We start from the raw sequence: 19,737 nt of genomic DNA, 5'->3' as shown, positions 1-19,737 counted from the left end.
GCGACATCAGTCATTACCTGATGCATCGGTACAACTGGATTAGACCGCACCAATTCAATAACGGACTGGCCCCAGCTCAGGCCGAGAAAAAACTTAACGTCGTGTCCGGGATTAGTTGACCACTACACTTCCGTCCACGACCCAAGGGAGAAAAGAGGTAAAAGATTGGGTTTATGCACAATTCGATGAGTTGAAGCCTCAGCGACCGTCGCGCCTGAAGGCTTAGATTTGTCGTTGATTCTTCTGGTCTCACACCGCCCCAGGGGAACTGTCGTGGGGCGGTGCTCGATTAGAGCTTTTCGCATGCTGAAGATACCTGGTGCTAAACCGATTGCTGAAAAACCACTTTTGAGCGGGCTTCATCGTGCTTGTCATTTGGCTTCCGCCGTTCTCGGCTAATCAACCTTCTTGCCTACGTCTCTTTGCGCTCAAACACCTCTAATCCTTCGCCAAACGCCCTGTTCAGCACTGCGCTCAACTCAGGCGAGCCACCTGGTTGCTCATCAGAACATCTCGCAGCCATGCCATGTCTGCCATTGAAACGTCAAAATAAAAGGTGAGGTATGAAATTGGATTTTTTTGAAAGTGGGCTGTGTTTTTACTGCGATTTAGCACAGCGAGAACTTCAGGAGCTTGCGGACTTCCACTTTCTGACTGAAAAGCTATGGCGCCGAGAGGATGAAATTCTTCAGGAAGAAATCGCAGGGATACTGAAGAAGTATCCGAAATCGAGCGAAGAAGATATCGTCGATTCTTACGCTTGGGATTTACATCTCAATCAATTCAAATATCCCGACATACATCGATCGACTCTCGTTATCTCCATCTATGTATTCGTTGAGGATCAGTTGAATGGTCTTTGCGAAACCCTAACTACTTCGATGGGAACACCTCTCAAGCTCACGGACTTGAGCGGGCAGGGCGTTGAACGAGCGTGCCTGTTCCTAAGGAAGGTTGCGGGGTTTGATCTTAGCGGGGTTTCAGGTTTGTCATTCGTGAAAGAGGTGAATCGCCTACGGAATAAAATGGTGCATGCAGGAGGAGTTTTATCTGCAGATAGCAACGACAGGCTCAATAGGTTTGTACAAGCTACAGAAGGTTTGTCGGGGGATCCAGGCCATCGCGTGCATATTCATCAAGATTTCATCACTCATCTAATTGCTGAGCTGGGGAAATTTTTTGATGAGCTGGATATTGAGGTTCAAAAGTTCATGGCGCGTTTAGAGCTGCGCAGCTGAAATGCATTTCGCTTGCTGAATAGCACCAATGCCAGTCCTAAACAGGACTGGCTCGCAGATCAGCGCTTGGTAGGTGGTGTCTGCCGATTTACGGCCGGCTCTTCGGATCTTCGCTGGTATTCCGTGGTAGGAGGCGGAGGGGGAGTTTTGTTTTCGTTATTTTGCACTCTTTTTTCGGTCATACAGTGAGCTCTCTGATGGTTGTTAGAATCGCGAGTAGCATGAAGCATCCAGCACCGAAGACCAGCTCCTGATAAGCCAGCTCCAAAGGCTTGGATTTGGCGTCGAGAACAGAAAAAACAGGACGCAGCTAAGAAAAAACGCGATGCTGAACTTAAGAAACAGCAGACCGAACATAAGCGTACAGAGCAGATTCGAGAGCGCCGTATGCGTGAGATTGGAGCAGGGCTGGCTAGGCATGAAGATTTGCACGTAGAAACGGCTTTGCAGATTCAGATGCTGAGGGCATTACCTGAACGGATCACCGTACTTTTTATGGCGTCAGATCCAGGAACCAACAAGCTTGCGCTCGATGAGGAGGCAAGATCGATTGGGGAAAAACTCAGGGCTTCAGAGTATCGGGATGCCGTTAATTTTCAGACGCGTTGGGCGGTCAGACCGATGGATATCCTGCAGGCTATAAATGAACTCCACCCGACGATTGTGCATTTCAGTGGCCATGGCACTTCGGCAGATGCATTGGTTCTTCAGGATGACCATGGTAGGCCAAAGCACGTTTCAAAGGAGGGGATAGTGAGTGCAATCGCGTTCGGCTCTGAGAGCGTTAAACTTGTATTTTTCAATACTTGTTTCTCTTTCAATCAGGCACGAAGCAGCGTTGAAAAGATAGATGCTGCAATCGGTATGAATCGTGAAATCGGCGATGAAGGTGCTCGCGTATTTTCCTCCCAGTTTTACTCCAGCATTGGCTTCGGTTACTCAATCCCGAAGGCATTTGAACAGGCCAAATCTGCGCTGATGATGGAGGATCTTTCTCAGTCCGATATTCCTGAGCTCCATCTGAAGGAGGGGCTTTCGGATGAAGACTTGACGCTTGTGCGTCCTTTAGCAAAATCAAAAAACCGCAATTCACGTGCATGAATGAGCCATGACATCGCTCGCGAAAGGCACAAGGGCTCACTGCCGCGAAAAAATTGGATTAAATGACCATTATTACGGTTATGCATGGGCAGAGCGTTAGTTGCTCAGATATGCCACCTAGATGGCTTCAATGAATTACCAAGGGTAATGTCATCACAAATTCGCTCCCCTTGCCTTCGCCTGCACTTGTACCAGTAACTGTGCCGCCGTGGGCTTCGATTAACTCGCGTACCACTGTCAGACCAATCCCCAGGCCTTCCCCATTGAACCCAACCGCGTGAACATCCTGTACAAATGGCTCAAAGATGAACGGCAGAGCTTTGGGAGTTATACCGATACCGGTATCGCAAATGCGAATCTCCAGATGCTCAGCTTCAATTTTCGCTGTAAGAGTAACCGTGCCATCCGCAGGCGTGTACTTGGCTGCGTTGCCCAGTAGATTGCCAAGGATTTGAGTGAGGCGTGACGGATCGCCGTTCACCATCAGCGCACACTCCGGCAGTTCCGATCTAAAATGTAGACTATGAGCGACCATAATCGGTATGGAGGCATCTATCGCCTCATGAATGATCTGAGTCATATCGAGAGAGTGGCAATCAAGGCGAAACTTGCCGGTGCTGGCGCGGGCAATATCGAGTAAGTCCTCGACCAACCGTGACATCTGCTTCACCTGCCCCTCAATCAACATCTGCATGCGCGGCAACTCTTCGCTAGGCACACGTACCAGTCTGCCAGCAATCATGCTAATAGGAGTTAGGGGGTTGCGAAGTTCGTGTGCAACCAGGTTGAGGAAGTTGCGTTGCTGCTCCAGCGCATGTTCCGCTGCAACCTGCAGGTCTTGTGCGCTGAGCGCGGCTATCACCAATTGTTCATTGGCTTCGCGCATCTCCAGGTACATTTGCTGCTCTGCTTGAACGAATTTCGGACTTTCAGCCTCCGACTGCGCCGACAGAATTGCCAGCACTAGCTGCTGGTTGGCTTCAATCAGTTGCTCGACCTGCTGGCTATCGACGAGCTGGGTATTGGCTTGGTTGAGTTCCTTATGCACCGCCGCGAGCACCGCCCGCGCCGCGACCGTTTTCTGGCCGAGAAGGAACAGCTCGCGTGCTGCGGTAGCTATGGCTTGCTCATTCTTGCCGTTACCCTCGCTCATGATATTTCGCTCATCCTTCGAATGTGTCCGTACGCTGTTGGGTCGGTCGTCCCCCTAACAAACCCTCCTTGTCCGGCAACATTTCGCCGATCTGCAAGCCGTCATCGTCTATCTGGTACAACCGCAGCTCATCGGAATGAGCGCTGGCTCGCACCTTGACCACGGCCATGATGCGCAACAAGCGGCTCTGCACTTCAATGTAGCGCTGGACGATGATGGCGTCGGTGAGAAATGCCGTGCCGTAGGGGCTGAAGCGCAGATCGGTGTAGCGGTCTTCCAGCTCGGAGGTCATCAGCACGCTGACGCCCACGCTGGTGAGGGCTGTAACCATGCGCGACAGAGACTCACGGAAGTCTTCGCGGAAGGTCGGCGCCAGCGCCAGTTCGAAGCCTGACAGTGAGTCAATCACCACGCGTGTGGCATTCAGCCGTTTGATCTCGCTTAACAGCAACTGGACGATTTCGTCGATGGACAAGTCCGGCGCGCGGCTGTCCACCAGTCCGATCTGTCCGCTCTGGATAAGACTCGCGAGGGTGGTGTTCTGGGAGTGATTGGGCCGTTGCTCGAACATTGCGATCACGCCGGTTTCGCCGTTGCGCGCACCTTCAGCGAGAAAGGTCGCAGCCAGAATGCTTTTGCCCGAACCTGATGGGCCTGCCACAAGTAGTGAGTAACCCCGGGGCAAGCCCCCGCCAAGCATCTCGTCGAGCTGTGGCACACCCATTTTCAGGCGCTGCATTGGAAGCGGCGGGGGGGCTTCAACCTGGTTGAGTTGGGCTGGCGCAAAAACCTTGATGCCCGATGTAGCGATGCGGAAGGTGTGCAGGCCTGGCAGCGTTGGCTGGCCGCGCATCTTCATGATTTCCAGCTTGCGCACCATCGAGTTGCGCTGAACGCTCTGTCGCAACCAGATCAGGCCATCGGCCACGGTGAAAATCGGGTTGGTGTCGGTTTCGGTGAAGTATTCGCCAATCAGGAAGGTCGTCGCCTGCCAGGTGGTCATCAACATGCCCAGTTGCTGAACGAATTGCGGCAAGTTGTTGTTGGGGTTGTCCTGCGCTTGGCTCGCGAGCACGACTGAACGAAACGAGTCGACGAACACCAGCGCCGGAGAGTACGCCTCTACGTCAGCGACGATGCGGCGTAACACTTCATCCAAATCCCCCGCCAGGGTGTCACTGGCCAGGTTGATGTAACGGATCGACTGATTGATGGCTTCGTCGTCGAAAAAGTCGAATTGCTGTTGGTAACGCAGCATCTTCAACGGAGGTTCGCCGAGCACGGTGAAGAACAATGCCGGACGCTCGGGCGTCGCCAAGGCGAACATCATTTGATGCGCCAGGGTGGTTTTGCCACAGCCAGGCGGGCCGGCGATAAGGTTGAACGAAAACTCCGGCAATCCCCCGCCCAGCACCTCGTCCAATCCTGGCACCCCGGTGGCCAGGCGGTTGATAGTCACTTTGGTGTTCATGGCGAATTTTCCTGCGCAGATGTGTCGCTCAAAGAAGGTTTCCACACGTCACGAAGCAAGCGTGCGGTGAGCGAGGGCCCGATCAGCGTAGTCAGCAGTTCGTAGAAGGTGATCAGTAGCACTTCACCAAAAAACAAGGCGTCTGCTTCGCTTTCTGTAACGAGTTCAGAATTAAGAGCGTTCAGATCCTGCGCTGTTTGCGCACGATCAGATATGTGGGCCAGGCGCGGATGGCGGGAGGCGCAGAGATGAAGGCTGCGTCGATAAAGCGCTACGACCCCCTGCTGACCAATGATGGGGGTAAGCGCAGCGTCCATTGCCTGCAAAATTGAAACAATCGCTTGAGCGATGCTTGCAGCATCAGCATTAGGGCCAACCTGGTGCGCCAGAGAAGCTACGATCTGGCGGCTCTCTTCGTTTAGCGCGGACATGGCTAGCTGATTTCTAAAGGGCAGAGCTTGATGGTACACCCTATAACGAATGCCAGAGGCTCAATTGGCTATTGATCAGTAGCTACTATCATTTTCAATGATTTATCAGCCATACAGGGTTGTTCCTCGATCCATCAGGTTTACAAGGACAAATTGCTATCGCGGTACAACTACACAAGGAACTGCGATTACCTTGGCATCCGTTCCAGCTTCGCCTGTCATGTACATCACACCAACCTGGCGACTACGAATGACAACGCCAAGCGATACCGGGTAGGCATCATCAGCACGAAGGCGGTTAAAGGAGGAATGCCATCTCCTAATTTGATCCTGTAGCATCAGCGCCAATGGCATCAAGAGCACCTGCATGCGAGCGATCTTAAGGCCACTTTGGCGAGGCAGGATGTTTCATCTGTGATCCCGGTACGGGCCGATCATTCGCCTAATCAGGCCAGGTGGGGCTTCTACACCGATTTAACCGATACGACCTCAACATACTTGTACTTCTTCCTGGCAGCCTTCACAGCCTCCTGCTCAGCAAGCAACGAGCTCAACGTATCAGCCTCGTGAGTCAACTCAGTGATTATTCCCTCAAATTCGTTTCCAACTCGGAGCGTGGGTGAAGAAATCGCGTACCGTGCTCATACTCTGAGCATACCTTATGCTTACAAGATTCCTCGCAGTCCACCCTATAAATCGGGATATGATCGCGCTCTACGACTCAGATCCCACATGACTTATGGCCATCGATTTACAAGCGCTCTACCCCAAACTGATCCACCTAATGCTGGATACTGTTTTTGTGGTTGATGAAAGCGATCACATTGTTTTTGTGAGTGATGCCTGTAAGGCCCTGTTGGGCTACCGCACTGATGAACTGATTGGCACCAATATCACCAGTTATATGCATCCTGAAGACTTGGATGCGACGCGGGCTTCGATTACCCGGGTCATGAATGGTCAACCTCATTTCGATTTCCGGAACCGTTACATCCGTAAGGATGGGGCAGTCGTCTACATTCTGTGGGCTGCATTTTGGTCGGAGGAGGTTGGTGCTAGGATTGGGGTCGCAAGAAACGTTACAGCTTTAGCTAAAGCCGAAGAGGAATTACGCTTCCTTGCTCATCATGATCCTCTGACGAAATTAACGAATCGGTCGCTCTTTAGTGATCGACTGATATCTGCACTGCAGACTGCGCAGCGCGACGGTAATGAGCTAGCTTTACTATTTTTGGATATAAATGACTTCAAGAGTATCAATGATGTCCATGGTCACGCAGCGGGAGATCGTGTTCTGTGCATTGTTGCCCAACGTCTAAAAAGCTGTGTGCTTGAGACAGACACCGTGGCTCGCATTGGCGGCGATGAATTCACGGTGCTGCTGACAGAAGTCCAGTCGAGGGACACGATTTCCAAAAAACTAGAGCAGATTCACAAAGTCATGGCTGAGCCACTGGGCACTGAGTTCGGCACACTCAAGATGCCATTGTGTAGTATTGGCGTTGCATATTATCCCGAGCACGGAAAGGATGCCGATACACTACTTACTCACTCTGATAGTGAAATGTACCGTATGAAGAGGTATTGCAACTAGAGAGTTAAGAGTGGGGCGATAAGCTGCACTAATAAGGTTGTAAGAAGTAATGTAAGTTTGTTTTAGAAATTTCATGCAGCGTTTTATAGTAACTCAATAGAGATTAATGTGAATGACAGGCTCTTTTGCGCCTATGGTATTCACCTATCTATTAAGAGGACTAATACTTCCAAAAAACCGGTGTGATGAGTACCAGCACGGTGAGTATCTCCAACCGTCCCAGCAGCATACCGATGGTGAGCAACCATTTTGCTGCGTCAGGCAATGATGAGAAGTTACCAGCAGGCCCGATGATTGTGCCTAAGCCTGGCCCCACGTTGCACACTGCAGTGGCGGCTCCGCTCAACGCTGTTGTCCAATCTAGTCCGATCAGGGCGAGTCCTAGGGCGATCACTGCAATGGTGATGGTGAAGAAGAATGAGAAGGTCAAAAGCGAACGCAAGATCTCTTCATCAATCGGATGACCGTTGTACTTCTTCTGAATCACTGCACGAGGATGGATCAACTGCTTCAGGCTACTCACTAATAGAGCTCCAGCAACTTGGAAACGGAAAATTTTAAGGCCTCCAGCTGTTGAGCCTGAACACCCACCGACGAAGGTCAGATAGAAAAAAAGCAAGACCGCGAAGCTGCCCCACAAGGTGTAATCGCCTAGAGCAACTCCTGTGGTTGTGACGACCGAGGTCACATTGACGGCCACGATACGAAACGCATCCCACCATCCGTGGTCGCTGTGAAAACACAGCCATGTCCCCACCGCTAGCCAAGTAGCAATCAGGAAACCAATAAACCCGCGTACCTGGTGATCCTTGAGCAGCGCACGCCGATTGCCGCGCAATGTAGCGACATAGAGGGTAAACGGTAGGCTGCCCAGAATCATGATGATCACCGCTATCCAGTGAATCGCTGGCTGCGTCCAATGCCCAAGCGAGGCGTCCGAAGTAGAGAATCCGCCAGTAGAGATCAGCGACATGGCGTGGTTGACCGCTTCAAACGGCGTCATTCCCGCTATCCAGAGTGCCAGAGCCCCGATGCCAGTAAGTCCCAGATAGAGAAAGAGGATGTACTTGGCTGCCACATGGGAGCGCGGCGTCACTTTCTCCGACCAGTCTGAGGACTCTGTCTGGAAAAGACGCATGCCACCTACTCGCAACAGTGGAAGGATCGCCACAGCCATGCCGATGAAGCCGATGCCACCCAGCCAGTGCAGCATCGAGCGCCAGATCAACAACCCAGGAGAGGCTGTATCCAATCCGCTCAGTACAGTTGAGCCGGTGGTTGTGATGCCAGACATCGTTTCAAAGAACGCGTCGGTGTAGCTGATGTCGCTGATGAACACCATTGGCAACGCTGCGAAGGTGCACACCACCACCCAACTACCGGTAGTCAGCAGGTACATATCCCTCGGACGAAGCTGGCCAGTATCTGGGCGCCCTCGCATGATTAGCAGGAGGCCACAGATGAAGGTAATCAAACTCGACCAGAGAAAGGCTGACAGATCGTCGCTGCGCTCATAGACCACCAGCGTGATCATGGGAATTACCATGCTAACAGCCAGCGTGATCAGGAAAATGCCTAAGATGAAGCCGATAAGCCGCATTGCTGCGAGGGACATAAAAGTAGCCTGCCAAATTAGCGCCGCGCAGTATCGGATGCTCAACCTCCAAGCCCCGTAAATTTTGCGTAAAATTTCTACGGGCAATCAGTCAATTAAGGTTCGCCTGTTATGTGGCAGAAGCTAGCTCGCCTTCATTCGCTCACAAATCCTCCTCGAATCATACTGATCGAAATTTGACCGGCAAATAAAAAACCCGACACTTGGCCGGGTTTTTACCTGCGCTTCTCAACTACGCAGTTCCCAACTGAGAGGGATGGAAAACTGACAAAAGAAGCGCAGGTGGCTGATATTGCCAAAAGGAATTTCTCAAAGCAATCCGCCCAAAGCGAGGTAGTAGGTCGTCCGAGTAAGCGGCGGCCTTGGATCGGGACAAACAACTTTCTTAGCTAGCCATGATCTAGAGCCCAATGGCTCTAGAACGAAAATGGCGTTAGCATTCCGCCTCACCTCGGCTTAAACAGCCTGTTTTTCAGATCAGGGTCGCATTGTGGAAAAGCTAAAACGCCTCGAAAGTGGAATCGAAGGGCTCGACGCTCTGCTCAAGGGCGGGCTGGTAGCAGGCTCTTCATACATAATCCAAGGGCGCCCAGGGTCTGGAAAAACGATTCTCGCCAACCAGCTCGGTTTCCATCATGCAGAAAATGGTGGCCGGGTTTTAGTCGCAACGCTGCTGGCCGAATCACACGACCGTCTTTTTCAGTTCCTCTCTACTCTGAGCTTTTTCGACTCTTCCAAGGTCGGCGCCGAAATTCAGTTTGTCAGCGCGTTCGACACCCTGGAAAACGAAGGACTGGACGAGGTGGTGAAACTGCTCCGGCGCGAGATAAGCCGTCAGAAAGCCACCGTGATGGTTGTGGACGGTTTGCTCAATGCGCGCTCAAAAGCTGATTCACACATCGACACCAAGAAATTCATCTCTGAGCTGCAAGGGCACGCTGCTTTTGCTGGTTGCACGGTGCTGTTTCTAACCAGTTCTCGCCTTGACGATGGCAGTCCTGAGCACACGATGGTTGATGGCGTGATTGAGATGGGCGAAGAGTTGTATGGCACTCGTTCGGTGCGTCGAATTCAGCTGCGTAAAACTCGCGGCAGCGGAGCAATGACCGGTCTTCACGAGTGTGAAATTACCGACAATGGCTTGGTTGTTTATCCACGACTCGAAAGTCTCTACAGCCATCCGTCCTCTCCCGACAGCGCCGATATGACGCGTATCGCCAGTGGCATTGAATCACTGGACGACATCTTAGGCGGAGGCCTGCACAGTTCCAGCGTGTCTCTGGTAATAGGCCCCTCCGGGATCGGTAAAACAACACTTGGCCTCAAATTTCTATCTGAGTCGACTGTGGAAGCTCCGGGCCTACATTTTGGTTTCTACGAAAGCCCACAACGGTTGCGACTCAAAGGCCAATCACTGGGTATTGATATCAAAGGTATGGAGGACAGCGGCGCCCTGATTATTGCCTGGCAGCCTACTACTGAAGGCCTGCTGGATGGACTAGGCGCACGACTGCTAAGTATCGTTGAAGAAAAGGGTATCAAGCGCCTGTTCATCGATAGCCTCAGCGGTATGACACGAGTCACGACGAATCCGGCGCGGATTACTGACTTCTTCAGTGCGCTGATGAACGAGCTGCGATCCAGGGGCGTTACGGTGTTTGCCTCTTGGGAAATGCGCGATCTTTTTGGCTCCGAGGTCAGCGCACCAAACTCCGACCTGTCGAGTATCGTCGACAACTTGATGCTGATGCGATTCTCTGAGAATCACTCTGAACTAAGCAGAACACTTTCCATTCTTAAAGTACGAGACAGCTCTTACGACCCTTCGCGATTTGAGGTCGTGATCCGTGATCATGATGTTTTCCTGAAAAAGGCTTCAAGACATGAACCTTCAGTTCCCACTGAGTCATCGCCCGGTTCAAGATCTTAAACCTTTGTGCGGGTTGAATTAACATGACCACCATTTTGGTCGTCGACGACGAGTATTTGATCGCTGACATTCTCAGCTTCGCGCTGGAGGATGAGGGGTTCATGGTGGTAACGGCCAGCAATGGTCGAAAAGGGCTCGAAGTACTGGATAGAGAACGTCCTGCCTTGATCATTACCGACTTTATGATGCCGGTGATGGACGGCCTAGAGTTCGCCACAGCCGTTCGAGCTCTCCCTTCCGCTAATCAATTGCCGATCATCCTGATGAGCGGTGCTCAGGCACACATCGGTATGCAGAGATCGGATCTGTTTGATGCGGTGTTGGCAAAGCCATTCGACATCGACTTGATCATTGCCGAAGTTAAAAAGCTTTTGGCTTCTGATTAGTGGGTGTTCGACCTGCATACCCAGATCATCCTCAGCCCCCCCCTCAACTAAGCGTCAGTTGTTCGGCTGGCAGAGCTTGTAGGCAAGGTGCTTAGCACGGGCGTAATAGATCGCCATTCGCTCCGATTCGACCAATATGTAAAGCGCAACCGCGTCTACTATGATTTGGATAGCTTTCGATAAACCCAGCACGCCATCACCTCGTAATCTGTCCAGCGGCTTTGATTAGGAGCTGAAGCAGTAAAACACGACTGTGTGTAAGTTCGCGATGTAATTTATGGTGTAACCTTCTGGTATCACACACATCGAGAACTTTTTATGTCGAAACTCGCAGAATTCCGCCAACTCGAAAAACACCTCGCCGAACAGCTCCAAACGCTCGAAGCCCTCAAGGGTGATGCTGGCCTTAAGAAAGAAATCGAATTCGAAACGAAGCTGCGCGATTTGCTCGCAAAATACGGCTACAGCCTTAAGGACGTGATCAACCTGCTGGATCCGCAAGCAGGCCGTCGCGCTCCAGCCGTCGAGTCCAAAACCAGTAGTCGCAAGCCTCGACAGTTGAAGGTTTATAAAAATCCGCATACTGGGGAAGTCGTCGAAACTAAAGGCGGCAATCATAAAACGCTGAAAGATTGGAAAACAAAGCACGGCGCCGCGACCGTCGAGTCCTGGCTGACCAAGTAATTTCGGGATGTAAGAACATAGGGCCCTTCAGGGCCCTTTTTTTGTTTTGTAGTCAAATCAGTAACTGCTCTCCCGTGACTTGTTTTTGATCAATCCAAAGCACCTTATAAGTTATCCGGCATCAGGTGAGATCCAACCTCGGATAACGCCTGGCAGAGGGAAGCCAACTGTCCAACAAGGCTTCGACTTCAGCACTGCTTATGAGACCCATTGGATATCGCTGTAAAAGGGTAGCCTGGTATTCAGCTGTTCTGATCACTGGAGAATTACGGCTACAAAACGCACTAATGATCCTCCTTCGTGAACTGAGGTTGGCAGCTATGCGCCGAGTCTTTAGCCAGCACGCACTATTCATAAAGCCCCCTTTGAGCATCTTGGCGAAAGAAACCTAAGTGACGAATGTGACAGTTAGAAGGCAGGGCGATGACGAAGGATCAACGGTTACTGGCTGGCATTCTGGACGACCGTTTTTGACCGCCTTAGGCTCTGAAGCGATGGGTAGGCCTACGCTGAGGTATTTCGAGTTTTTACCGTGACGAACATCTTGATGCGGTCATGGATTTCCTGGAGGGCATGGCGAAAAGGCTCAGGCTTTTCACTGGTAGCCGGATCCTCGAAGTTCCAAGTCATTATCTCTTCTGATGATGGCATCCGGGATGCCTCCTCGGATGATTTGTCACACAAGGTGACAACGTAGTGAAAATCCTGCCCCTGAAATTCGTCGATTGACTTGCTTCGTAGCCCAGTTGAATCGACGCCAATATGCCCGAGCGTTTCGAGCGTGCGCTGATCGGTTTCACCAACGGTCAGCCCTGCGCTGAATGCCTCAAAGTGGCCGGAGTCAGTGTGTCTTAACAAAGCCTCAGCTAACAGTGAGCGAACGTCGTTTTTCGCACACACGAACAGCACTCGGTACTTCTCTGACATGGTTATCTCCCAGTTAGAGCAGATGGTTAAGCCTTGGCCAGATCCTCAGTGATTACAGCAGCATTTAGAAGGCTCACGGAGTTTCTCGACGAACAGCATTGAGCCTCTGTATTAGCCTTCTAAACGCGACTTCGCTCCAGAGGGGATGCACGGCATACCAGCGGCGCTTTCGTAATGCAAACCGGCGCGGGGCGTCTGCTAAGCTCAATTTTGTATTGATGAGGTGGCGTCATGTCAGTTCAAAACCAGCTGTCAGCTATTTTGGAAGCCCTCCACGAAAACCAGCTCGCGCTGGCGGATGCTGTCGAGTCGATAGGGATGTGGATTGATCAGCGAGGTGGAACGGAAGCTTCCAGCACCATCTTGGGGGCGGTGTCGACACTCGATATCAATTCGGAACGCATCAGAGCACAGATCAATGCGCTGAAGGAGCTAGACTCCAATTCTCTCTGAAGGGAGCGCCACCCATTCCGCCCTGATGCCACCCAGCGAAAGGACTCCAAGGATGTTGATCAAAATCGAAGAGGCAGACACGGATACCGGATGGTTTGTTGTGCTCGACACCTGCCGTGTCAGGTTCTCTACCTATATCGAGGCGGAGGCATTTGTCATTCGGCTGACAGATCGGATAAATGCACCGCACTCCCTGCCAGAGCACATCTATCTCGCTGACGAGGCACTGTCATGAAGATGACTCAAAAGAGTCAGCATAATGTCGGCATACATCGTGCTCATCGCGGGCTCTTTACTTAGCTGCCAACTTAGGCAGCTTTTTTTTGCTCAGCGATTTTGGAAGTTGCTTTGCTGCTTCCGACAACCGGGCCTCAGCCTCTTCAAGGGCGGCTGCAGCGCAGGCCGTCCATACAGCCTGTAATGGAAGTAGATCCTTTTCAATCAACGCCTGCTGGCACCACTGGTAGTGGTCGTGCCAATCACCTAGAGCTGATTGCAAGCTTTTCAATATCTTGTTCTCGCTATTCGACAGCGGGGACAGCGCCGGAAACGCGTCCGTCAGGTAGCGAGTGCGTTTTACCAACACCCTCAATTCGTGCCGGTCAAACTCCTTATTTTCTATCGCGACATGGAGCCGGTCGACCTGCTTTTTGATCGTTTTTTCAATACTCGGCTGGATACCCGACCATCCTCCTTTGAGCTCAACTGCACGGAAACCTTGAGGCCACGCATCGAGTGCCGCCATTAGCCGTTTCAGCGGCAAGCCATTGAGGACGGCCTCATAGAAGTTGTTCAGCTTGAGACGTCTGGGTTGTGCCAGCTGGGGTAGTTTTCTATTTTCTAGTTCTTGGATGAGGACTTCCAGATCGCGCGCCGGCGTAGTCTGCTGACCAACCTCCGCAGCAGCCTCGCTCAGCACCTGCATCTCCTCTACTGAGCGGAAAGGTCTCAGCAGGCTTCTAATTCGTCGTACGGCTATCCTTAGATCGTGTAACGCCTCACCATCCGTGCGCGCCTCAAGACGTGCATGTGCGTTGTACAGTCTCACTTGTAGACTCAGTATTTCAGCCACAAATTTGTCGGCGAACGACATGCAGTGAGCCTCCCCTGTGATCACACCTCGAAAAGACTAGCAGCAATTGGTGCCGTCTCCATTTCGCGCAACGAACGACATTGATCCCTATCAGTCGCCACACGCCTTGCTCACTGTAGCCTACAATTTTATTTCAGTTTCAAGTCAGCGCACTGAGCGCAGCGCGCTCTTTCAATCCCACCCAATTAACCTCACTAAGGATAGTGGACGATGCAGATATCCCTAGACGCAGTTCGTGAACAGATGCGTGATGCAGAGGCCATATTGCAGCAGCTTGATCTAACGCTAGAGGCGATTCGCTTTGACCCGTCCATTCCCGCCAGTGTCGCGGCGGCTGCCAAGCAAACATCGGCGGTAATCGACTCGCACTTAGCTGGATTTAGGGGCAACCCGGTGCTTGCTCCGCTGGCAGATCAATTAAAGATCCAATACCTGGAAAACATCGAGCACAAGGTTGTGGCGTCCAAGAGCGCTCAGCTTAAGGCGGCCAATCCGCTTGCAAGAGCTTGGAATATTCTTCGGGGAAGCAGCAGAGCGTAATAGTGAACTAGGCCCTTGCCATGATTGACCAGTAGACGGCAACGCGAAGTGCGATATTGCAAAGGCCTGCGTCGAGAAGCCAATGCTTTGTTAAGCTCAAGTGCGCCGTAGCCAGAGGTGCTTGAGTATCAATATCAAAAAAACCGCCATAAAGGATCGATAGCTCCCCTGATTGATAGTCAGGGAGCGGGTTAAAAAACTGAGTGGGCAGCCCAATGTAAAATGAGGAGCTATTCTTGATTTGATACTACACTGTATTGCAGCGTACCGAAGGGAGGCGCTTGAGATGCGAGACAGTGGAACAGGGCCTCAAGGTTAAATTGGCAAACACCCGTCCGTTCTCAAAAAATTTTCGGTTGCTGATATGTCAGCATTGAATACTGAAAAGAGAGGGCGCTCATTACAGTGCGGTTAGGTGGATAAAGCCAGCCCAGGATGTGCTCAAATCAACATTTTACTTCGCGAGTGAGCAGGGAAATGAATCTTACATTCGAAGAAGCATCGATACAGGCATTGTTGGCCGCACCTGACCGACTGGACGATCTAGACTTTGGTGTTATTGGCTTTAATGGCAGCTCAGAAGTGGTAGTGTACAATGCTTATGAAGCCTCAAGTGCGGCCTTAAGGCAGGCGCGTGTTTTAGGTAAGAACTTATTTCTGGAAATTGCTCCCTGCTTAAATAATGCTATGGTCGCTCAAAGATTTGACAATGAATCTGAGTTGGATGTGATCATTTCTTATGTCCTCGCACTTAGAATGCGACCAATACCCGTTAGGTTAAGATTGCTGAAAGAAAGTGATTCGAACACCCGCTTCCTGCTGGTTGATCGGGCGATTTCAAAATGATTAATGATGAGCACGATAATGATTCAATTGAATCTGAGTATGAAGCGCTACTGTCATTTATGTATCTATCGCCCGTAGGGTTGGTAAGAACCGATCCAAGCGGCAAGATTGATATGCTTAATCCGATGGCAACTCAATTGTTGATGCCGCTAGTTAAGTCTCTAGGGCTTGAAAACTTGTTTGAGACGCTTTCTTCTGTGGCGCCTGAATTACGTAACCTCGTAACGAGCTTTAGAGAGTCGTGCGGATCAATATGTGTAAACCATAGAGTTCACGTGTCGTCAGCAGCTGACGGAGGTATTGTCCTCGCATGTACAATCGTAAAGGTCAACGAAGATGTCCTGATAACAGTTTTGACTGATATCTCTTGCCAAGTCGCAACAGAAAGGAGATTGAGGCAGACGGACTCTTGGTTAGACGCCATCTATACGATTGTTAACGACTTCGCAGTTCTCGGTTTGACTAAGCAGGGGGTAATCAATAGCTGGAGTGCTTCGGCAGAGCGTTTAACAGGTTACACAGAATCCGAGGCTATTGGTGAGAAGCTGGGTCGCTTCTGTAATTTGTCCGCCTTGGAAGTTGATATTTTGGATGAGCAACTCACATTCGCCCGTGAAGAAGGTTGGCACTCACGAGACTATCTTTGCCAACACAAATCAGGACACAATTTTTTTGCTCAAACAATGATCGCCGTTCTGCGTGACGAAGATGACGAGTTTTCTGGCTATACCGTTGTATTTCGCGATATAACAGAGCGAAAGGTGTCGAGTGATAATCTGGCTAATTTACTCACTAAAGACCATCTCACAGGCGCAGTTAATCGTGCTCACTTTTTCAACTTGGCAGAGAAAGAGTTTGCTAGGGCAAATCGATATCAACATTCAATATCTATAGTCATGCTAGACGCCGATCACTTCAAGCATGTTAATGATAGCTGGGGGCATCCAGTTGGCGATGAAGTTCTTAAGTCTATAGTGAAAATTGCTGAGGGAGTTCTTCGTCCAGGAGATACTATAGCTAGGTTTGGGGGCGAAGAGTTTGTCGTTATGTTGCCTAAGATCAATAGTATCGAGGCGTCAGTTATTGCGGAGCGACTTAGGAGCAGCATTGAGGCATCTAGTGTGGATGCTGGTGGTGAGAAAATAAAAATCACCGTCAGTATTGGCTATGCTTCAATGAATGAGTCGAGATCCAGTCTCAAGCAGTTGTTAGTCTCCGCAGATGGTGCGCTCTATTATGCAAAATCCAAGGGTAGAAACTGCGTAGTTGATGTTGATGATTTATAATTAAAGGCGTCCGAAGGGGGCGTGCGAAATAGGCAAGAAAATTATCTATATATTGATTTTTTCTAGAGAGTGTTTTAATTATTGACCATCCGAGATGGTCGATATTATTTGTGTGATAGATTCGTCTATATATGCTCAGCGATATGCAAGAACTGTACTGGGTCGGTGCTAAAAGACTGCCGGATTTTTAGAGCTCTAATACGATTGCTATGCGACCTTCAGTCCTCGCAACAAGGCAGTGTCTCTTCGTCACTAAACACCGCAAGATGTCAGTCGTCAATCACAACCGGCTTGAGCTCATCATAGATGTCGCGCCATGACTGGTTGCGAGCTTTTTGAATTATGGTGTGCCGAGCATATTTCCTTCAGTACCCCGATACACCTTGTGATGCGCAATGGAAAGTTGCTTTCGACTTGTTAAGTGTCCGAGCCATAGGTTAGTCATAGCCAAGCTATGGTGTAATGCTATGTTTCAATAACGAATGGTGGATTACCATCCGCCGCTAGGAAGCTAGATAGATTGGCTGTTGCAAGCGCAAACCATAGAGTGACTAAGAAATTTAAGCCTCATATTCTTAGGTATTTCGTCGTAGTTCATTCAGTTGAGTCTTCAAGTGCTCGACTTCGGCTTCTAATTGGCGCAGACGCTCGCCAGCCTCAACCTGGACACTTACGTCCTTCTGAATGCCGATGTAATAGGTGAGTTGATCCGCATCGTTGAATACAGGGGTAATCGACAGCTCATTCCAGAACGCAGTACCGTCTTTGCGATAGTTTCGAATGATTTGCCGACAAGGCTGAAAGTTCTTTATTGCCTCGCGGATAGCGTCAAGGCCGGCTTGGTCTCGGTCATCCCCCTGCAGGAAGCGGCAGTCCTGATATAGGGTGTCATCAACACTATATCCCGTCATGCGCTGGAAGGCGGGATTAGCGTATATCAGGATGTTCTCATCGCCTTCCTGCTCTGCCACAACGATGCCATCGTTGGATGTCTCGATCATCAGTTTCAGCAGTTCTGCATTGATCATTTTCAGAGCTCCAGTGAATACCACATCATTCTAGGACAACTTGTGCAATAACTCCCGCAGGTGGTTGTTGAAGCGTAAGCGGATGGCGAACACGTCTTTACTTCGCCCTCAAATCGATCCGCTTCCAACTGCTATATGAGGCACCGTCTCGCTAATTGGTGTGAGTAGGTCGTGGGAGCGATGCGATCATTTGATCAAAGGCCACCACCGAATATCTTCCATCAAGGCTTTTCAAGGTAGGCATTTCTGAAGGAAACCCGAATCGCACTCTGCCGGGACGCACTTCATCCATAGCTGAGTACCAGGTCAGCAAAGCTTGTTGGAGGCGCACGTGTAGCTCGAATCCACTCCGTCGGCGGGTGGTGTCTGCTTTGGCTCGTTCTCGCGCGAGCTTAGGATCTATGCGGCCAACAATGTAACAGTCAGCAAAGCCAATACGTCCTTGTGCGATTGTTTCTCTCGTGGCGTCCAACTCTATTCGCCAGTCATGTTCGCTCGTCTCGCCGATCTGCCAAAGGCTCCAAATGTAGTGGAGCTTGAGAGGGTCACTGTCACACAAAGCCCACGAAGAAATATCTTCTATGGCCAACGCTTTTTGCCAGCGATCCACGTTTCGCTCTGCCCAAAAAGTTCCTGCTCCGACTGGATCTTTTATCCGATCCGGCTCGTTTTCAATACGGCCGTGTTCAGGAATGACATGTTGCCCTCCATGCTTAGCGCACCAAGTCGTTTTCCCGCTGGCGCTGATACCTTCAACAACCAAAATCATCGTTATGACTACTCCGTTAATTGCGCCATCCTTGCAAGGCCCAAAGCATCAGGGCTTACGTGGTTTCTGCCGCCACCCACTGATGCTGCAGCATTTGCTCAATCTTGCTCGCCCGCTGCTTCGGCAAGCGTGTAAGAACGTCCTTCAAATAAGCATACGGATCATGCCCGTCAAGCCGCGCAGATTGGATCAAACTCATGATCGCCGCCGCCCGTTTTCCGCCGCGTGTCGACCCTGCAAAGAGCCAGTTCTTACGTCCAAGAACCCATGGCCGGATTTGATTCTCGGCCAGTTATTGTCAATGGGTAGGCATTGGGGGGGAGTGCGCAACTTCTTGCGCACTTAAATGTGGATAACCATGTGGACACATCCTTACAGCCCACGTAACTCGTTCTGTACAGACGAGTGCGCAATTTCTTGCGCAGTACTGCGCAAGAAGTTGCGCACTTGAGACCTCGAATCCGAGCGAAAAACATGCAAAAACGCGATCCGGTGCGGCTTAGTCCCCGGCTCCCGGGGACTTAACAAAACCTGGCACGATCTTTGACCACAGTCGACCACCCATCGGGCGATTTCGCCTCCGGGCACTCTCAATTTTTCAGCAAGGAGCACACCCATGGCTACACCAGCGTACATGTCGGTTACCGGCGAAAAACAAGGTCTGATCACTGCCGGCGCTTTCACCGCCGACTCCGTTGGCAACACCTATCAGGAAGGTCACGAAGACCAGGTCATGGTTCAGGCGTTCAGTCACGACGTGATCATTCCGCGTGACCCGCAATCCGGCCAACCAACGGGTCAGCGCGTTCACAAGCCAGTTGTGATCACCAAGGTCTACGACAAAGCTTCGCCACTGCTGCAAGCCGCTCTGACCTCCGGCGAGCGCATGAGCGAAATCGTTATCCAGTGGTTCCGTACCTCGGCTCAAGGTACTCAAGAGCACTACTACACCACCAAACTGGAAGACGCGATCATCGTCGCCATCAACAACAAAATGCACAACTGCCAGGATCCAGGCAACTCGCACTTCACTCACCTGGAAGAAGTGCAATTCACCTACCGCAAAATCACCTGGACTCACGAAGTATCCGGTACTTCGGGTTCCGATGACTGGCGTGCTCCAGTCGTTTAATCGCGGCTGATGGTTTTACTGCCTCGGCCGGTTTCGCCGGTCGAGGCACACTCACTACTT

Annotated in this window: 20 protein-coding genes, 2 pseudogenes and 1 riboswitch; of the genes and pseudogenes, 12 read left to right on the top strand and 10 right to left on the bottom strand. The window is 51.0% G+C overall.

The features are described 5' to 3' along the window. Positions 1-563 precede the first annotated feature (563 nt). A complete protein-coding gene (locus IAI51_RS25495) occupies positions 564-1,238 on the top strand; it encodes a hypothetical protein (RefSeq protein ID WP_187680988.1) in 675 nt (224 codons plus the stop codon). Positions 1,239-1,625: 387 nt separating this feature from the next. Continuing rightward, positions 1,626-2,339 carry a CHAT domain-containing protein gene (locus IAI51_RS25490; protein WP_222944291.1) on the top strand — a complete coding sequence of 238 codons (714 nt, stop codon included), beginning with the start codon at positions 1,626-1,628 and terminating at the stop codon, positions 2,337-2,339. Between the two features lie 127 nt (positions 2,340-2,466). Here the strand turns inward: IAI51_RS25490 and IAI51_RS25485 are convergent, their stop codons facing one another. The 4 genes and pseudogenes from IAI51_RS25485 to IAI51_RS25470 all read right to left on the bottom strand — a co-directional run. Next, positions 2,467-3,492: a sensor histidine kinase gene (locus IAI51_RS25485; RefSeq protein WP_187680987.1), complete on the bottom strand. Its 1,026-nt coding sequence runs from the start codon at positions 3,490-3,492 to the stop codon at positions 2,467-2,469. A gap of 10 nt (positions 3,493-3,502) precedes the next feature. Next, positions 3,503-4,963: an ATPase domain-containing protein gene (locus IAI51_RS25480; RefSeq protein ID WP_187680986.1), complete on the bottom strand. Its 1,461-nt coding sequence runs from the start codon at positions 4,961-4,963 to the stop codon at positions 3,503-3,505. Beyond that, a complete protein-coding gene (locus IAI51_RS25475; RefSeq protein WP_187680985.1) occupies positions 4,960-5,394 on the bottom strand; it encodes a hypothetical protein in 435 nt (144 codons plus the stop codon). Before IAI51_RS25475 ends, IAI51_RS25480 begins: the two co-directional genes overlap by 4 nt. A gap of 177 nt (positions 5,395-5,571) precedes the next feature. Then, a pseudogene (locus IAI51_RS25470) lies at positions 5,572-5,670 on the bottom strand (inorganic diphosphatase); the annotation flags it as partial. Then, positions 5,662-5,723, bottom strand: a riboswitch (Fluoride riboswitch). (Overlaps the previous pseudogene by 9 nt.) A 410-nt stretch (positions 5,724-6,133) precedes the next feature. On the opposite strand from IAI51_RS25470, the gene IAI51_RS25465 reads away from it, so the two are divergent. After that, on the top strand, positions 6,134-6,988 hold the full coding sequence (locus tag IAI51_RS25465) for a sensor domain-containing diguanylate cyclase (protein WP_187680984.1): 855 nt from the start codon (positions 6,134-6,136) through the stop codon (positions 6,986-6,988). Positions 6,989-7,148: 160 nt separating this feature from the next. On the opposite strand, the gene IAI51_RS25460 is transcribed toward IAI51_RS25465, so the two are convergent. Beyond that, positions 7,149-8,603: a TrkH family potassium uptake protein gene (locus IAI51_RS25460; protein WP_187680983.1), complete on the bottom strand. Its 1,455-nt coding sequence runs from the start codon at positions 8,601-8,603 to the stop codon at positions 7,149-7,151. Between the two features lie 487 nt (positions 8,604-9,090). Between IAI51_RS25460 and IAI51_RS25455 the strand changes: the two genes are divergently transcribed. The 3 genes from IAI51_RS25455 (at position 9,091) to IAI51_RS25445 (ending at position 11,603) form a co-directional block, all read left to right on the top strand. Then, positions 9,091-10,533, top strand: a complete 1,443-nt coding sequence (locus IAI51_RS25455; RefSeq protein ID WP_187680989.1) for an ATPase domain-containing protein — start codon at positions 9,091-9,093, stop codon at positions 10,531-10,533. 23 nt (positions 10,534-10,556) lie between these two features. Then, positions 10,557-10,919, top strand: coding sequence for a response regulator (locus tag IAI51_RS25450; RefSeq protein WP_187680982.1), 363 nt, complete (start codon positions 10,557-10,559; stop codon positions 10,917-10,919). Between the two features lie 318 nt (positions 10,920-11,237). Further along, a complete protein-coding gene (locus tag IAI51_RS25445; protein WP_187680981.1) occupies positions 11,238-11,603 on the top strand; it encodes a histone-like nucleoid-structuring protein, MvaT/MvaU family in 366 nt (121 codons plus the stop codon). 504 nt (positions 11,604-12,107) lie between these two features. Here IAI51_RS25445 and IAI51_RS25440 read toward each other — a convergent pair. Next, on the bottom strand, positions 12,108-12,530 hold the full coding sequence (locus IAI51_RS25440) for an arsenate reductase ArsC (protein ID WP_187680980.1): 423 nt from the start codon (positions 12,528-12,530) through the stop codon (positions 12,108-12,110). A gap of 231 nt (positions 12,531-12,761) precedes the next feature. Here IAI51_RS25440 and IAI51_RS25435 point away from each other — a divergent pair, with 231 nt between their 5' ends. Then, the gene (locus tag IAI51_RS25435; RefSeq protein WP_187680979.1) at positions 12,762-12,983 is read left to right on the top strand and encodes a hypothetical protein; all 222 of its coding nucleotides are present in this window, start codon (positions 12,762-12,764) and stop codon (positions 12,981-12,983) included. A gap of 52 nt (positions 12,984-13,035) precedes the next feature. Continuing rightward, on the top strand, positions 13,036-13,218 hold the full coding sequence (locus IAI51_RS25430; protein WP_187680978.1) for a hypothetical protein: 183 nt from the start codon (positions 13,036-13,038) through the stop codon (positions 13,216-13,218). Positions 13,219-13,275: 57 nt separating this feature from the next. Here IAI51_RS25430 and IAI51_RS25425 read toward each other — a convergent pair whose 3' ends face one another. Further along, positions 13,276-14,076, bottom strand: coding sequence for a CHAD domain-containing protein (locus tag IAI51_RS25425; protein ID WP_187680977.1), 801 nt, complete (start codon positions 14,074-14,076; stop codon positions 13,276-13,278). A 210-nt stretch (positions 14,077-14,286) separates the two neighbouring features. Between IAI51_RS25425 and IAI51_RS25420 the strand changes: the two genes are divergently transcribed. From IAI51_RS25420 to IAI51_RS25410, 3 genes are all read left to right on the top strand, one after another. After that, positions 14,287-14,616 carry a hypothetical protein gene (locus IAI51_RS25420; RefSeq protein WP_187680976.1) on the top strand — a complete coding sequence of 110 codons (330 nt, stop codon included), beginning with the start codon at positions 14,287-14,289 and terminating at the stop codon, positions 14,614-14,616. Positions 14,617-15,093: 477 nt separating this feature from the next. Next, the gene (locus tag IAI51_RS25415; RefSeq protein WP_187680975.1) at positions 15,094-15,462 is read left to right on the top strand and encodes a phosphonate transporter; all 369 of its coding nucleotides are present in this window, start codon (positions 15,094-15,096) and stop codon (positions 15,460-15,462) included. Next, positions 15,459-16,748, top strand: a complete 1,290-nt coding sequence (locus IAI51_RS25410; RefSeq protein ID WP_187680974.1) for a sensor domain-containing diguanylate cyclase — start codon at positions 15,459-15,461, stop codon at positions 16,746-16,748. Before IAI51_RS25415 ends, IAI51_RS25410 begins: the two co-directional genes overlap by 4 nt. A gap of 575 nt (positions 16,749-17,323) precedes the next feature. On the opposite strand, the gene IAI51_RS25405 is transcribed toward IAI51_RS25410, so the two are convergent. The 3 genes and pseudogenes from IAI51_RS25405 to IAI51_RS25395 form a co-directional block, all read right to left on the bottom strand. Further along, positions 17,324-17,776, bottom strand: a complete 453-nt coding sequence (locus IAI51_RS25405; RefSeq protein ID WP_187680973.1) for a PAS domain-containing protein — start codon at positions 17,774-17,776, stop codon at positions 17,324-17,326. Positions 17,777-17,927: 151 nt separating this feature from the next. Continuing rightward, complete coding sequence (locus IAI51_RS25400; RefSeq protein ID WP_187680972.1) at positions 17,928-18,545, bottom strand: hypothetical protein; 618 nt, start codon at positions 18,543-18,545, stop codon at positions 17,928-17,930. 55 nt (positions 18,546-18,600) lie between these two features. After that, positions 18,601-18,854, bottom strand: a pseudogene (locus IAI51_RS25395) (transposase domain-containing protein); the annotation flags it as partial. A 307-nt stretch (positions 18,855-19,161) separates the two neighbouring features. Between IAI51_RS25395 and IAI51_RS25390 the strand changes: the two are divergent. Next, a complete protein-coding gene (locus IAI51_RS25390) occupies positions 19,162-19,677 on the top strand; it encodes an Hcp family type VI secretion system effector (protein WP_007919523.1) in 516 nt (171 codons plus the stop codon). Positions 19,678-19,737 lie beyond the last annotated feature (60 nt).

The sequence above is a fragment of the Pseudomonas sp. N40(2020) genome (genome assembly GCF_014472415.1).
Lineage (GTDB): Bacteria > Pseudomonadota > Gammaproteobacteria > Pseudomonadales > Pseudomonadaceae > Aquipseudomonas.
This window is presented reverse-complemented; position numbering and strand designations above follow the sequence as displayed.

Bases quoted from the DNA above. Each gene is read 5' to 3' on its own strand.
- IAI51_RS25495 (WP_187680988.1), top strand. From the start codon at position 564: ATGAAATTGGATTTTTTTGAAAGTGGGCTGTGTTTTTACTGCGATTTA.
- IAI51_RS25490 (WP_222944291.1), top strand. From the start codon at position 1,626: ATGCGTGAGATTGGAGCAGGGCTGGCTAGGCATGAAGATTTGCACGTA.
- IAI51_RS25485 (WP_187680987.1), bottom strand. From the start codon at position 3,492: ATGAGCGAGGGTAACGGCAAGAATGAGCAAGCCATAGCTACCGCAGCA.
- IAI51_RS25480 (WP_187680986.1), bottom strand. From the start codon at position 4,963: ATGAACACCAAAGTGACTATCAACCGCCTGGCCACCGGGGTGCCAGGA.
- IAI51_RS25475 (WP_187680985.1), bottom strand. From the start codon at position 5,394: ATGTCCGCGCTAAACGAAGAGAGCCGCCAGATCGTAGCTTCTCTGGCG.
- IAI51_RS25465 (WP_187680984.1), top strand. From the start codon at position 6,134: ATGGCCATCGATTTACAAGCGCTCTACCCCAAACTGATCCACCTAATG.
- IAI51_RS25460 (WP_187680983.1), bottom strand. From the start codon at position 8,603: ATGTCCCTCGCAGCAATGCGGCTTATCGGCTTCATCTTAGGCATTTTC.
- IAI51_RS25450 (WP_187680982.1), top strand. From the start codon at position 10,557: ATGACCACCATTTTGGTCGTCGACGACGAGTATTTGATCGCTGACATT.
- IAI51_RS25445 (WP_187680981.1), top strand. From the start codon at position 11,238: ATGTCGAAACTCGCAGAATTCCGCCAACTCGAAAAACACCTCGCCGAA.
- IAI51_RS25440 (WP_187680980.1), bottom strand. From the start codon at position 12,530: ATGTCAGAGAAGTACCGAGTGCTGTTCGTGTGTGCGAAAAACGACGTT.
- IAI51_RS25435 (WP_187680979.1), top strand. From the start codon at position 12,762: ATGTCAGTTCAAAACCAGCTGTCAGCTATTTTGGAAGCCCTCCACGAA.
- IAI51_RS25430 (WP_187680978.1), top strand. From the start codon at position 13,036: ATGTTGATCAAAATCGAAGAGGCAGACACGGATACCGGATGGTTTGTT.
- IAI51_RS25425 (WP_187680977.1), bottom strand. From the start codon at position 14,076: ATGTCGTTCGCCGACAAATTTGTGGCTGAAATACTGAGTCTACAAGTG.
- IAI51_RS25420 (WP_187680976.1), top strand. From the start codon at position 14,287: ATGCAGATATCCCTAGACGCAGTTCGTGAACAGATGCGTGATGCAGAG.
- IAI51_RS25415 (WP_187680975.1), top strand. From the start codon at position 15,094: ATGAATCTTACATTCGAAGAAGCATCGATACAGGCATTGTTGGCCGCA.
- IAI51_RS25410 (WP_187680974.1), top strand. From the start codon at position 15,459: ATGATTAATGATGAGCACGATAATGATTCAATTGAATCTGAGTATGAA.
- IAI51_RS25405 (WP_187680973.1), bottom strand. From the start codon at position 17,776: ATGATCAATGCAGAACTGCTGAAACTGATGATCGAGACATCCAACGAT.
- IAI51_RS25400 (WP_187680972.1), bottom strand. From the start codon at position 18,545: ATGATTTTGGTTGTTGAAGGTATCAGCGCCAGCGGGAAAACGACTTGG.
- IAI51_RS25390 (WP_007919523.1), top strand. From the start codon at position 19,162: ATGGCTACACCAGCGTACATGTCGGTTACCGGCGAAAAACAAGGTCTG.